This is a genomic window from Bacillus sp. FSL R5-0659 (assembly GCF_038008785.1).
Taxonomy (GTDB): Bacteria; Bacillota; Bacilli; order Bacillales; family Bacillaceae; genus Bacillus; species Bacillus safensis.
The window spans coordinates 495,892-510,596 of record NZ_JBBOZU010000001.1; the positions used below are offsets into that span (position 1 = coordinate 495,892).

The 14,705-nt window shown below is 41.8% G+C and carries 9 protein-coding genes and 1 riboswitch; all 9 genes read left to right on the forward strand.

Annotation, left to right across the window (positions count from 1 at the left end; translation table 11 throughout):
• Positions 1–77 precede the first annotated feature (77 nt).
• The 9 genes from NSQ72_RS02375 (at position 78) to NSQ72_RS02415 (ending at position 14,500) form a co-directional block, all read left to right on the forward strand.
• Positions 78–1,133 (forward strand): tartrate dehydrogenase, encoded by a 1,056-nt coding sequence (locus NSQ72_RS02375; RefSeq protein WP_058837357.1) that lies wholly within the window; start codon positions 78–80, stop codon positions 1,131–1,133.
• Between the two features lie 72 nt (positions 1,134–1,205).
• Positions 1,206–3,392: a DNA topoisomerase III gene (locus tag NSQ72_RS02380; RefSeq protein ID WP_144490744.1), complete on the forward strand. Its 2,187-nt coding sequence runs from the start codon at positions 1,206–1,208 to the stop codon at positions 3,390–3,392.
• A gap of 196 nt (positions 3,393–3,588) precedes the next feature.
• On the forward strand, positions 3,589–4,671 hold the full coding sequence (locus NSQ72_RS02385; RefSeq protein WP_058837358.1) for a glycosyl hydrolase family 8: 1,083 nt from the start codon (positions 3,589–3,591) through the stop codon (positions 4,669–4,671).
• Positions 4,652–5,503 carry a GGDEF domain-containing protein gene (locus tag NSQ72_RS02390; protein WP_151284018.1) on the forward strand — a complete coding sequence of 284 codons (852 nt, stop codon included), beginning with the start codon at positions 4,652–4,654 and terminating at the stop codon, positions 5,501–5,503. The genes NSQ72_RS02385 and NSQ72_RS02390 overlap by 20 nt, the downstream gene beginning before the upstream one ends.
• Positions 5,493–7,205 (forward strand): DUF2334 domain-containing protein, encoded by a 1,713-nt coding sequence (locus NSQ72_RS02395; RefSeq protein WP_064498697.1) that lies wholly within the window; start codon positions 5,493–5,495, stop codon positions 7,203–7,205. Before NSQ72_RS02390 ends, NSQ72_RS02395 begins: the two co-directional genes overlap by 11 nt.
• Positions 7,206–7,242: 37 nt before the next feature.
• Entirely contained in the window at positions 7,243–8,466 is a 1,224-nt protein-coding gene (locus tag NSQ72_RS02400) for a glycosyltransferase (protein WP_395944224.1), read from the forward strand.
• A gap of 4 nt (positions 8,467–8,470) precedes the next feature.
• Positions 8,471–10,558, forward strand: coding sequence for a cellulose biosynthesis cyclic di-GMP-binding regulatory protein BcsB (locus NSQ72_RS02405; RefSeq protein WP_341083207.1), 2,088 nt, complete (start codon positions 8,471–8,473; stop codon positions 10,556–10,558).
• A gap of 69 nt (positions 10,559–10,627) precedes the next feature.
• Positions 10,628–10,772, forward strand: a riboswitch (cyclic di-AMP (ydaO/yuaA leader).
• Between the two features lie 112 nt (positions 10,773–10,884).
• Positions 10,885–12,711, forward strand: a complete 1,827-nt coding sequence (locus NSQ72_RS02410; protein WP_048238041.1) for an APC family permease — start codon at positions 10,885–10,887, stop codon at positions 12,709–12,711.
• 67 nt (positions 12,712–12,778) lie between these two features.
• Positions 12,779–14,500: a pyruvate oxidase gene (locus NSQ72_RS02415; RefSeq protein WP_341083208.1), complete on the forward strand. Its 1,722-nt coding sequence runs from the start codon at positions 12,779–12,781 to the stop codon at positions 14,498–14,500.
• The last annotated feature ends 205 nt before the right edge of the window (positions 14,501–14,705 follow it).

Consider the following 14,705-nt stretch of genomic DNA (forward strand, 5'->3'; position numbering starts at 1 on the left):
ATTGTAAGAACAGGCACTCTTTAGTAAACTCAAATTAAACGGTCGACGGTCGACCGATGACAAAGGGGGAAAAATCAATGAAGCATGTTTCAATTGCAGCGATACCAGGAGACGGAGTTGGAAAGGAAGTTGTGCCTGAAGCCATCCGAGTTTTGAAAGCGATATCAGAGGTGCATGGCGGTCTGTCTTTCACCTTTCAGGATTTTCCGTGGAGCTGTGAATATTATTTAGAGCATGGCGAAATGATGCCAAAGGATGGATTGGAACAACTAAAAGCCTTTGACAGCATTTTCTTAGGGGCCGTCGGAGATGCCAATTTAGTGCCGGATCATGTATCACTTTGGGGATTGCTCATTAAAATTAGACGTGAATTTGAGCAGGTGATCAACGTTAGACCTGCAAAACAGCTGAGCGGAATTCGCTCACCGCTTGCTCAGCCAAAGGATTTCGATCTTCTTGTTGTAAGAGAAAACGGTGAAGGTGAATATAGTGAAATTGGGGGCCGTATCTATCAAGGAGAAGATCAGCTTGCCATTCAAAATGCTGTTTTCTCCAGAAAAGGGACAGAGCGAGCCATGCGTTTTGCCTTTCAATTAGCAAAAAAGAGAAGAAAGCATGTGACAAGTGCAACCAAATCGAATGGAATCGTTCATACAATGCCATTTTGGGATGAAGTGTTTCAAGACGTAGCAAAGAATTATCCAGAGGTGACAGCAGACTCGCAGCACATTGATGCACTCTCAGCCTTCTTTGTGACAAGACCTGAGAAATTCGATGTGATTGTCGCCAGTAATTTATTTGGTGATATTTTAACTGATCTTGGAGCTGCCATTATGGGAAGTATTGGCGTGGCGCCTGCCGCCAACATCAATGTGAATGGCAAATATCCGTCTATGTTTGAGCCTGTACACGGATCAGCCCCAGACATTGCAGGAAAAGGGATTGCCAACCCAATCGGTCAAATTTGGACGGCTAAACTCATGCTTGATCATTTCGGAGAAGAAGAACTGGGCACACACCTCCTCGAAATCATCGAGTCAGTCACAGCAGACGGCTTTTTAACAGCAGACATCGGCGGAGCCTATCAAACACAAGAAATCACCAACGAAATCATCAAGCGCTTGAAGAAATAATCCGTCATTAGAACCGCATCTCCACGTCTGCTATAATAAAAGGATGGATAGAAGAAAGAGATGTGAAATCTAGTGTCAAAAACAGTTGTATTAGCAGAGAAACCTTCAGTAGGACGTGACTTAGCACGTGTACTGAAGTGTCATAAAAAAGGAAATGGTTTTTTAGAAGGAGATCAATACATTGTGACGTGGGCGCTTGGCCATTTGGTCACACTGGCTGATCCAGAAGGCTACGGAAAAGAATTTCAATCCTGGCGTTTAGAGGATTTGCCGATCATTCCAGAGCCGCTCAAGCTTGTCGTCATGAAAAAGACAGGCAAACAATTTCAAGCAGTGAAAGCGCAGCTTGCAAGAAAAGATGTAAAAGACATTGTCATCGCAACAGATGCTGGACGTGAAGGGGAGCTAGTCGCAAGATGGATTCTTGAAAAAGCGCATGTGAAAAAGCCACTGAAACGACTATGGATCTCATCTGTTACGGACAAAGCCATCCAAGAAGGCTTCAAACGATTAAAAGATGGCAGAGAATATGATAATCTGTATCGCTCGGCTGTTGCACGTGCAGAGGCAGACTGGATTGTAGGGATCAACGCAACAAGAGCGCTGACGACCAAGTTCAATGCACAGCTTTCCTGCGGACGGGTACAAACACCAACGATTGCCATGATCAATAAACGAGAAGAAGACATTCAGCAATTTCAGCCGAAGCCGTTCTATGGAATGACTGCACAAGTAGATGGGCTTACGTTGACATGGCAGGATGCCAAAACAAAGCAAAACCGCACATTCCAAGAGAATGTCATAAAAGAGCGTTTGGCAGGCTGCAAAGGAAAACCAGCAGTGATCGATGCATTGAAAAAAACAGCGAAAAAAGCTTTTGCTCCAGGGCTGTATGACCTGACTGAATTGCAGCGTGATGCACATAAACGCTACGGCTTCTCAGCAAAAGAAACCTTGTCTACGCTTCAGCGATTGTATGAGCAGCATAAGCTTGTGACATATCCGCGTACAGATTCAAGATTTATTTCAGCGGATATCGTTCCTACATTAAAAGATCGTTTAAAAGGAATGAACGTCAGACCGTACGCACAGCATGTGAACCGCATTTTACAATCAGGCGTGAAAGCGCACAAAGGCTTCGTCAACGATGCAAAAGTGTCAGATCACCATGCGATCATTCCAACCGAGGAAGAGCTGTATCCTGGTGCACTAAGTGATAAAGAGCGTAAATTATATGATCTTATTGCCAAACGATTCCTTGCTGTACTGATGAATCCTTTTGAATACGAGGAAACAACGGTGATTGCCAAGATAGGCAGTGAAACGTTCACGGCAAAAGGAAAAACCGTACAATCAGCCGGCTGGAAAGCCGTGTATGATGATTCCTATGAAGACGAGGAATCAGCCGAAGCAGATCAGCATCTGCCGCTGCTCTCAGAAGGGCAGTCACTTGAAGTACGCCAGCTGAAAGAAACAAATGGAGAAACGAAACCTCCTGCCCGTTTTAATGAAGCAACTCTGCTATCTGCTATGGAGAACCCAGCGGCATTTATGCAAAATCAGGAAAAGGACTTAGTGAAAACCCTCGGTGAAACAGGCGGACTAGGAACAGTGGCCACAAGAGCCGATATCATTGAAAAACTGTTCAACAGCTTCTTAATCGAGAAAAAGGGCAAAGACATTTTCATCACATCGAAAGGGAAACAGCTGCTTTCCTTAGTGCCTGAAGACTTAAAGTCACCTGCGTTAACAGCGGAATGGGAACAAAAGCTTTCTAAAATCGCAAAAGGACAGCTGAAGGCTTCTCAATTCATGAGTGAAATGAAGTCCTATGCAAAACAAGCCGTATCTGAAATCAAACAAACGAATCAAACCTTTAAGCATGACAATGTCACTGGCACCCATTGTCCTGACTGCGGAAAACTTATGCTGAAAGTGAACGGAAAACATGGCACAATGCTCGTGTGCCAAGACCGAGAATGCGGCCACCGTAAAAATGTAGCGAAGAAAACAAACGCACGCTGCCCGAACTGTCATAAAAAGCTCGAGCTGCGCGGAGAAGGTGATGGCAAAATCTTTGCTTGTGTGTGCGGCCATAGAGAAAAACTGTCTGTTTTCGAAAAACGCAAATCACAATCCAATCAAAAGAAAGCCAGTAAGCACGATGTGTCAAAATATATGAAGAAACAAAAGAAAGTGGAAGAACCAATCAATAACGCACTGGCTGAGCAATTAAAGAAATTAAAATTAGATCAATAGTAGTATATAAACCCATGCTGAAATGCATGGGTTTTTCTGTGCAATCAAGTATATCGGCATATGGTTTTTCTGAAAATGGGAATATGTATGCAAAAAGACTCGTAATTTGGTATAAAATATTTATTTAAATTTTAACAAAAACACTCTATAATAAATCGTTGGATGCTAAGAGAACGGGAGTTGAAAGGGGACACGAATGGTTACAGCCATACATCGCACGGCTATTGTTTTACTCATTGTTTTTTTATTAGGCGGATGTACCTGGGAACAGCAGAAGGAATCAGCTGATCCAGTATCTCCACAGCCTGTATTGCCTGGAGAATATTTTATCACTCATCACCTCATGACAGATCAAGGCATGATTCGCACTTCATTAGCAGAGCAGCACATCTACTTATCTGAGTCGCTTGGACTTTGGATGGATTATCTTGTTCGAAAAAAAGATCAAAATTCTTTTGACCAACAATTTGGTGTCCTGCAAGATGAATTTTTACTAGATGATCACCTTCTCAGCTGGCAAATCGAATCTGATCAAAAAAGTAAAGCCAATGCTCTAGTTGATGACTTACGGGTAGTGGCGGCACTTCAAAAGGCAGATCGTTTATGGAAGAATGCAGCGTATCAAACCACAGCAAAAGAAATCGCACAAGCGTTAAAAGACAAGAATATGTATAGAGGCATCTTGTCCGATTATTATGATGCGTCAACAAACCGAACTTCACACACAATCACACTCTCATATTTAGACCCAAAAGCAATCAAAGAATTGGAATCCCTCAAAATATTCACGAAACAAATGACGAGTAACCAATTGACCATTCTAAAACAAGCACCGAGAAAAAAAGGATTCTTTCCTAAATCCTATGATATAAAGAAAAAAGCCTATTCATTTGATCGAGAAATCAATATGATTGATCAACTCTATACGGCTCTACATGCCGATCGTGCAAAGGTGAGTACGTCTGCGATCATGAAATGGCTGAAAACGACTTTTAAAAAAGAAGGAAAGCTGTACGGTAGATATAAACTGAGCACATTGCAGCCATCGGTGACGTATGAATCGCCTTCTGTATATGCACTGGTCATCTTGTATGCTCTTAAACGAAACGAACCGGAATTCGCAAAAGAGGTTTATGACCGCATGAAAGAATTACAAATTCAAGATCCTCTCAAGGATTATTATGGAGGATACATGAACGAAAAAGACACACACTCATTTGACAACTTATTGCCTCTCATTGCAGAAAGGGAGCTTTTTAATGAATCGGTTATTCAGTAATACGTATCGTTTATATTATTCTCTGCTCCTCACGTTTGCAGGTCTTATTTTGTTTATGAGCTACCTTGGCTTGCATGATGCAGAGAGCTTTTTGATGATCACACTGACTTTTGTCGTGTTAGGATGCGGGATTTTATTTGGCATCTTACCAGCATTAATTTTTACCTTGCTGATGTTGTTCTTTATAGGAAGTGCTATGTTCTTTACAGAGCTTGGCCACACAAATCCTTTCTTTTCCAATCGAACATTGCAGGATGTGGTGGTTTGGGGCGTAGCCCTTCTCTTTTTCGCGATTTCAGCAGGAAGCTTGCATGAGCGGATCAAGACGATGCGTCACACCATTGAACAACAAAAGCAGGCGATGAAACAATTTGTGGCGATTGACTCGACAACTGGATTTGACAATGCAGATCGGATGAAGCTGGAATTATCCGAGGAAATGAAGCGGGCAGAACGTTACAAACAGCCATTCGTTTTTATCCTTCTTCATATCCATTATGCAGCGGAATTCAAATCGTTATATGGAGAAAAAGAAATGCAGCACCTATTTCAGCAATTAAGTATCAAGATTCGCGAAAGTGTCAGAGAAACTGATAAGAAATTTCGATTATCCGAAGAACGAATAGGCTTGCTGCTTACTCACACACCAGAAGAGAATGTCTCTGTCGTCCTTGAGAAGCTAAAAGATAAATTGCAAAAGCATGTGCTGTTAAACGGTCGTGAAGTCACCCTGACTTTTCATGTCTGTCATTTAACAAGCAGTTCGGATTATCGTACGCCAGAGCAATTTTTAGAAGAACTAGAAAAAGAGATGATGATGAATGAACTTTAATTCTTTGATGAAATGCTGTTTGCTGCTTGCTCTTTTTTTGATTCTTTCTTTTAAATACATGGCTTCAGCCGACGCACTTGCCAAGCCAGATACCCTGATCGTTTATTCGACAGAATCGGGGGAAGCGACACCAGCAGTGCATATGCTGGATCTACTCGCCGGACATTTTTCCAAACAGCTGACGATTGTATCTGATGAACATTTGGCTGAAAAGAAGATCAGTGAATTTCAGCAAGTCATCTACCTAGGGGAAATAAAGAGAACCTTACCGAAGCAGACCGTTCGTATGATGAATGAAGCACAGAAGGTAATAGCCATTGGATACAATGCGGAACAGCTTCGCCCATTCTCCAATCTTACTTTTCACAAACAAGATCACACGAGTCAAATCAAATATACAGATGATCAATCTTACCGTCAGCTAGAGAAAAGTATCAGTGCGTTAACGGTTCAAGGGGCCGACTTGCAAAGTGAATTTTTATTGAAGAAGCATGAAGCTGATCTTCCATTTGTGATCCAAACAAAGGAAGGTGCCGACTATATTGGAATTTTAAATGTCGTGCAGCAGAACGAGCTGCTTGCAGAAGTGCTGGAAAAACGCCTGTCTTCTTCTCATCAGCTGACCACAAAGTACTTAAGGTTTGGGAACATCAGTCCTGTCTCTGACGAGAAGAAGCTGCTTGAGCTTGGACAATACGTATCCACTCGGCATATTCCGTTTCTGATAGCGGTAACCCCTGTATGGGTGGATCGAACAACAGGTGATGAAGTGACACTGAGTGACCGCCCGCAGCTCGTAAAAGTGTTAAAACAATTGCAAAGCAATGGAGCCAGCATCATTCTTCATGGATTTAGCCGTACGTACCGAACGGAGGATTCTGGTCAGGACTTTGAGTTCTGGGATGCAAAGAATGATCAGTCCATTACATCAAATGACCCAAAAAAAGCCGAGAAGAAGCAAAGTGAAAGCCATTTTTCGAATGAAAAAGACTTCCATGCTTATACGAGATCGAATCAGCAGCAAGAAATCATCTATACAGAAGAAAAAATCACAAAGGGCATTGACCTTCTTGCGCAGCAAGGTCTATATCCACTGGCATTCGAAGTACCGCGTGATGCCATATCCCAACAAGGCTACGAAGTGATATCTAGGCATATGTCCAGTCTGTTTGGACAGGTACAGTTGTCGGATCATACGTGGAAAACAGCCGGTGCTCCGCCGCTGGTGACGAAGCCCGCTATGCTTCACGGCATGACCTTATATCCTCAGCAATCAGTAGAGCCAGCATCTGACCAAGAAGGTTCAAATATTTTAACAGAGCAAAAGATTCAATCCATCCAGCATCTTCAATCAGCCGCAATCGGGCTGTCCTATGATGTGGAATCAGGAATAGATGGACTGCAAAATCTGATGACGCAGATGGATGCAATTCCTTCTAGTGAATGGCTGGATTTAAAGAAAACAAAACAGACGGTCCAAACATCACATGTGCAGATCAAAACATCAGGGAATGGACATATTCAAGTAGAACAATCCAATAGAGCAGAAACCAAAACAGTCAAACGAAGCGGCATGGAAAATATGCTGCGAATTCTCACAGTCGTGGTGATGCTGTTTATTGCGGCATTTGCTTTTTACACATTGTATTTAAGACTGACAATGAAAAAACGAATTTTTAAGGAGAGAAAATTAGGTGGCTGATGTCTTATTTTATCTTTCATTAATATTGATTTGGATCATGCTCCTATACCACATGTTTCTCATGCAGGGCGGCTTTCAGCACTACCTGACATACGAAAAAGTGCTGCCTGAATGGACGAAACAGGGGAAAGAGCTGCCGACCGTCAGCATTCTAATTCCTGCTCATAATGAAGAAGTTGTCATCCGACAAACGCTAAAAGCAATGGTCCAGCTATCCTACCCTAAACATCTCCTTGAAATCATTGTGATTAATGACAATTCCTCTGATGGCACAGGGGACATCGTGAGGTCATTCAGTGAGCAATATGATCATGTCCATATGATTGAAACAAAGCCGCCATTTGCCGGAAAGGGAAAATCCACTGCATTGAATGAAGGCTTAAAGGCTTCAACAGGAGAAGTCATCTGCGTATACGATGCAGATAACATGCCTGAACAAAAGGCTGTCTATCACTTGGTTCTTGGTTTATTGAACGACCCAAAGGCAGGCGCTGTTGTCGGGAAATTCAGGGTCATCAATGCAGCCAAAAATCTCCTGACCAAATTTATTAATATTGAGACCATCTGCTTCCAATGGATGGCGCAGGGCGGAAGATGGAAGTGGTTTGGCATTGCGACAATACCAGGCACCAACTTCGCCATCCGCCGGCACATTTTAGAAGAACTTGGCGGCTGGGATGTTCATGCGCTGGCTGAGGACACCGAATTAACGATTCGTGTCTATAACCATGGCTATGTCATTCGATTTTTCCCGGCAGCGATCACTTGGGAACAAGAGCCTGAGACGTGGAAAGTCTGGTGGCGGCAAAGAACACGCTGGGCACGAGGCAATCAATATGTTGTACTCAAATTTTTAAAGCAGTTTATGAAGCTGAAACGAAAACGAATGATTTTCGATTTGTTTTATTTCTTCTTTACGTATTTCTTATTTTTCTTCGGTGTCCTGCTCTCAAATGGGATCTTTATCGTGAACCTATTTGTTGACCTTCACTTATCTGTAGGAGCTGTTGCCCTGATCCTGTGGGGATTGGCCTTCTTCCTCTTTCTAACAGAAGTGATGATTACATTAAGTATTGAGAAAACAGAGCTCACCAAACAAAATATACTCATTGTGGCGCTCATGTACTTCACTTATTCTCAAGTATGGATTGCGCTAGTCGTGTACTCTTTATTTGTAGAGACAAAGAGCCGTTTATTCAAACAAGAAGTAAAATGGTACAAAACCGAGCGTTACGATCAACAACAAAAGAAAAGCGGGTGACAAATTGAAATCAGTAAAATGGATGATTTTTATATTGGTGATATCCCTTGCCATTCAGCCTTTTTTCATGGCGGGGCAAGCACTGGCGCAATCAAATCAAGTACAAGTGAAAGATGACTGGATTCGCTCATCAAAAGGAAGTCAAACAGAAACGCAAGCATTATCAGAAGATGTAGTGACCTTGTATGGACAAGAAGACCGCACTGAATTTTCCTATCAAATAGAGAAAGAAAAAGTAGAGTCTAGCACCCTTACATTGAATATAGAGGCATCACCATTACTCATTTCGCCATCATCGTTCACAGTCATGATTGATGGAGAGATTGAAAAGACCATTCCCGTATCAGGGAAAAACCAAAAGAAATCGATTCAAATCAAATTGAACAAATCGCAATTGAAAAAAGGTTCTCATCGGATTCAGCTCGCATTTTATGGCGTGTTAAAAGAAGGTGTGTGTATCAACCAAGAGACACCTGCCAATTGGCTGAAAGTATATCCTGAAAGTGAGCTGGATTTCAAAGGAACTCAAACGACAGACGTGACGTTAGACAGCTTCCCTTCACCTTTCATTCAAACAGGTGATCAGAAAGAACAAACAGATATTGTGATTCCAAATTCACCGGAAGCAGCTGAATTAGAAGCGGCTGTGCAAGTATACCGTACGTTGAAAAACAAAGACCGCCAAGCAGACCTCAAAATCGTCCAAGAAAAGGACCTCAAGCAAATCGCGCATCCAACGATTGCTGTTGGAGCGAAAGGAAATTGGGAGGGACGAGTGAAATCGATCGAGCAAGCTGCGAAAATGAAAACAGCAAGCAACCAGCTTACGTTAGCAGTGAGAACACTGACTGGGAAGAAAAAAGAACAGCCCATTTTATTTGTCACTGCTGAACAGCCAAAGACAATTGCTGAAAAAATCAATGTCCTGACTCAACCAGAACTGACCGATCAGCTCACTGGGACAGATTTGCTGCTTCAAAAGGTTACTGCTAAAGCATCAAAACCATCTCATCAAATTCGTTTAAAAGATTTTGGTGGTGATGATGTAACGGTTGGAACCAAAAAGACGGCATCGGATCATTACTATTATCCGAAAGCATTGATCGCTAATCAAAAATCTGGTGCAAAGTTAAATCTATCATTTAAAAAAACTGATACAGCGAACAAAGCGGAACGCTTAACAGTCATGATTAATAATGAACCACACGATGTACCGTTAACAAAACTAGGAAACAAAGATGAGAATGGATTCTATCATGTGTCAATTCCAGTAGATTCACAAGTGCTCCAAAAGAATGAATATATTGATTTGCAATTTGTCACTACAGGCTTTAAAAACATGGAGTCCTGCAGACATACGGATGAAGAAAGCTGGATTTACATTGATAAGAATAGCTCTCTTCAAATACCAGAAGGGACAGCTAGTGATACACCGGATTTAGCTGCATGGCCGCTTCCTTTCACATCAAAAACACAGCAAGGAAAAACATTGATCATCATGCCAAATCAAATCAAGCAAGAAACGATCAATCAAATGGCGATGCTGACAGAATCATTTAGTCAGCCGGAAGCTGCTCAATATCAATTGATCAAAGCATCAAATGTGACAAAGGATCAATTGAAAAATCACTCTCTTATTTTCATCGGTGGCATTCAAACGTTCTCTCTTTTAAAAGAAAAGGCAGACGATCTCATCGTTCCTGTGACAAAGGATCAGTATGATGTATCCTCCTTTGGCATGATCAACGAAACGACTGCACGTATTGTATGGACGCAGCCATCTGTATGGAATAAAGAGCAAACAATGACCGTCTTTTCAGGAATGAATGCAGCAGACGCTGATCTTTCACATGAAGTGCTTCATTTCCTGCAAACAAATACGGAAACGGCAACAGTTGCCATCGAGAGCAAAAACAAAGACATGTTCTCTAATCATCAAACGGTCAGCAGCACAACAAATGATCTCAAAAAAGGTGAAAAGAAAGGCGTCGGTGATTCTTGGATTTATTTTGCATGTATCGCTGTGCTGATTATTTTTGTGGTCGGAATGATTATTTATTTTGTACGAAAAAACCGCAAAAAGACTGATTGATAAACGATCAAAAGACCTTGAAAAAATGTCTTTACTTTGGTGTCAAACGGGAGTATGATCTCTTTTATAAAAGACCAATCGCTGAATCATTTCGATGAGCGGGGGAACCATTAGTGGTGCAGGACACCACGTGGGGTGAATCCTTTTTAGGTAGGGCAAAGTCTCATGCGCCCGAATCCGTCAGCTAACCTCGTAAGCGTTAAAGAGAGCAAAGACCAACCTGTGATCTAAACAATAGACGCAGGGGCATTCTATTGCCTCTGTGTCTTTTTGGCGATCCATCTTTTGTAACTTAAATCGTTTGACACTAAAGGAGCGGGCATCACATGTACAGTTTGATGAAGCGTATTTTAATTGGGAAACCATTAAAATCACAGGCAGCAGGAGAACAAAAACTATCAAAAATCAAAGCGTTGGCATTATTGTCATCAGACGCATTGTCATCTGTTGCATACGGTACAGAACAAATCTTGATTGTTCTTTCAGTCGTTAGTGCAGCAGCATTTTGGTACTCACTCCCGATTGCAGGTTGTGTATTAATTCTTTTAATGGCGTTAATTCTATCTTACCGCCAGATTATTTATGCTTATCCAGAAGGCGGGGGGGCCTATGTCGTCTCTAGCCGAAACTTAGGCGAAAAGCCAGGACTGATCGCTGGCGGATCATTGCTTGTAGATTATATTTTGACTGTAGCAGTGAGCATATCAGCGGGTACCGATGCCATCACATCAGCTTTTCCGGCACTATATCCATATCATGTGCTGATTTCAATTGTATTGGTCATCTTGATTATGGTGCTCAACCTTCGTGGGTTGACAGAATCAGCATCTATTTTGGCTTATCCCGTATACTTGTTTGTCATATCACTCCTTATATTAATTGGAGTCGGCGGCTTTAAATTATTAACAGGAGGCGTTCCACCAGCCCCTGAGCATACTGCAATAGGTACACACGTACCTGGCATTACATTATTTCTTTTATTAAAAGCATTTTCGTCTGGCTGTTCTGCACTGACTGGGGTAGAAGCTATTTCAAATACCATTCCATCCTTTAAAAAACCAGCTGCACAAAATGCAGCGAGAACATTATTGATGATGGGTGGATTACTAGCTGTATTATTTGTTGGCGTGACATTGCTTGCGTTTGGTTTTGGCATCTCACCAAAGCCAGAAGAAACAGTTGTATCACAAATTGCATCAGATACATTTGGACGTACATTTTTCTATTATGTCATTCAGGCTGTCACAGCTTTAATTTTGATATTAGCGGCAAACACCGGCTTTTCCGCCTTTCCTTTATTGGCGGTCAACTTAGCAAAGGATAAATATATGCCGCGTATGTTTACAGTAAGAGGGGATCGTCTCGGTTACTCTAATGGCATTATCTTCTTAGGTGTAGCTTCCATGCTGCTCATTTGGTTGTTTGATGGGAAAACGGAACACCTTATCCCGCTATATGCTGTCGGTGTATTTATTCCATTTACCTTGTCACAGACCGGTATGTGTGTGAAATGGATTCGTGAAAAACCGCAGGGCTGGAAAACGAAAATGCCTATCAATATAGTCGGAGCACTGATTTCCTTCACGGTTCTCATGATTCTTATTTTGACCAAGTTCCATCTTGTATGGCCAGTATTTGTTTTCATGCCAATTGTCTTATTAATTTTTCATTCCATTAAAAAGCATTACCTGTCTGTCGGAGAACAACTGCGTTTAATGAATGAAACAGAGCCTGTTGAGATTAAAGGAAATGTGGTCATTGTGCCAATTGCCGGTGTAACGCGTGTTGTTGAGCAATCTGTTCAATATGCAAAATCCTTATCAGAGCAAGTCATAGCAGTTCATGTATCCTTTGATAAAGAAAAAGATAAGAAAATTGAAGCGGATTGGGAAAAACTGAACAGCGGTGTGCGGCTTGTGATGCTGCATTCGTCTTATCGAAGCCTTATTCATCCGCTCGATAAATTCCTTGAAACGGTTGAGGCAAAAGCAAATGCGCATCAATATAAAGTGATGGTGCTCGTACCTCAATTTATCCCGAAAAAAAGATGGCACACGATCTTGCATAACCAATCTGCCTTCTTATTAAGATTCCGTCTGTTATGGAAGCGGGATATAGTGGTTGCCACCCTTCCATATCATTTTAAAAAGTAGCAGCAAGTTGAAACGTTTGATCAAAAGGGTGCGGTGGTATGGAGTAAGAAAAAAGGAGTTTTCTCACATGCCGCAAAGAACCGCAGGAAAAGAAGTAACAGCGCTACTGGAAGAGTGGGGCGTAAAACATATTTATGGAATGCCCGGCGACAGCATAAACGAATTGATTGAAGAGCTTAGGCATGAATCAAGCCAAATACAATTTATACAAACGAGACATGAAGAAGTGGCGGCACTTTCAGCGGCGGCTGATGCCAAACTAACAGGTAAGCTCGGTGTCTGCTTATCCATCGCTGGACCGGGTGCTGTCCACTTATTAAATGGACTATACGATGCAAAAGCAGATGGCGCACCCGTTTTAGCAATTGCAGGGCAGGTTGCGTCAACGGAAGTAGGGAGAGACGCCTTTCAAGAAATCAAATTAGAGCGGATGTTTGACGATGTTGCTGTCTTTAATCAGCAGGTACAAACAGCAGAAGCTCTGCCTGATTTATTGAATCAAGCCATTAAAGCAGCTTATACTCACAAAGGTGTGGCAGTTCTCACCGTATCGGATGACTTATTTTCTCAAAAAATTAAGCGCAAGCCTGTTTATACATCTCCTCTTTATGTTGAGGGAGAAGTACGGCCAAAGAAAGATCAACTGCTAAAGGCAGCACAGCTAATTAACAATGCGAAGAAGCCAGTCATCTTAGCAGGTAAAGGATTACGAAATGCAAAAGAAGAGCTTCTTTCATTTGCAGAAAAGGCTGCTGCGCCTATTGTCATCACACTTCCTGCAAAAGGTGTTGTGCCAGACAGGCACCCATATTTTTTAGGAAACCTAGGTCAAATCGGAACGAAGCCAGCATATGAAGCGATGGAAGAGTGTGATCTCTTAATTATGCTTGGAACTTCCTTTCCATATAGAGACTACTTACCAGAGGACACAGCTGCTATTCAACTGGATATTAAACCAGATCAAATCGGTAAAAGATACCCGGTAGACGTAGGAATCGTGAGTGACAGCAAGAGTGGTTTGCATGAACTGACCTCCTACATTGAATATAAAGAGCAGCGTGGTTTCCTTGAAGCTTGTACTGAGCATATGATGAAATGGCGAGAAGAAATGGATAAGGAAAAATCCGTTGCCACATCCCCGCTTAAACCTCAGCAAGTCATTGCTAGATTAGAAGAAGCAGTCGAAGAAGACGCTATTCTTTCTGTTGATGTTGGGAATGTGACCGTATGGATGGCTCGCCATTTTGAAATGAAACAGCAAGATTTCATCATCTCCAGCTGGCTTGCCACAATGGGCTGTGGTTTGCCTGGTGCTATCTCTGCTAAGTTAAATGAACCGAATCGCCAAGCGATTGCTGTCTGTGGCGATGGTGGCTTCACAATGGTCATGCAAGACTTTGTGACAGCGGTAAAATATAAACTGCCAATCGTTGTTGTGATTTTAAACAACAACAATCTTGGAATGATTGAATATGAACAACAAGTAAAAGGAAACATCAATTATGGTATAGAGCTAGAAGATATTGATTTTGCTAAGTTTGCAGAAGCATGTGGCGGCAAAGGAATCTCCGTGTCATCACATGAAGAACTAGCTCCAGCCTTTGATACAGCTCTTCAATCAGATAAACCTGTCATTATTGATGTTGCTGTCACCAATGAACCGCCGTTACCTGGAAAAATTACGTACACACAAGCAGCCGGTTTTAGTAAGTATTTACTGAAAAAATTCTTCGAAAAAGGCGAGCTGGATATCCCTCCACTCAAGAAAAGTTTAAAACGCTTTTTCTAAACAAAATGTAGTCGGTCCTCTCAAAAGAGGACTGACTTTTTTGTGATGAAAGGAAAAACATTTCAATTATCACTTGTTTTATTTCCTCTATAAATATATGGAAATTATTTTTGTAACTTAAAGCCTATTTTTCCAATTCGCTGAGAAAGGTAAAATAGACTTTATGATCAATAATGGAGGGAGTGACTTCTTCTGGGTAAGATAC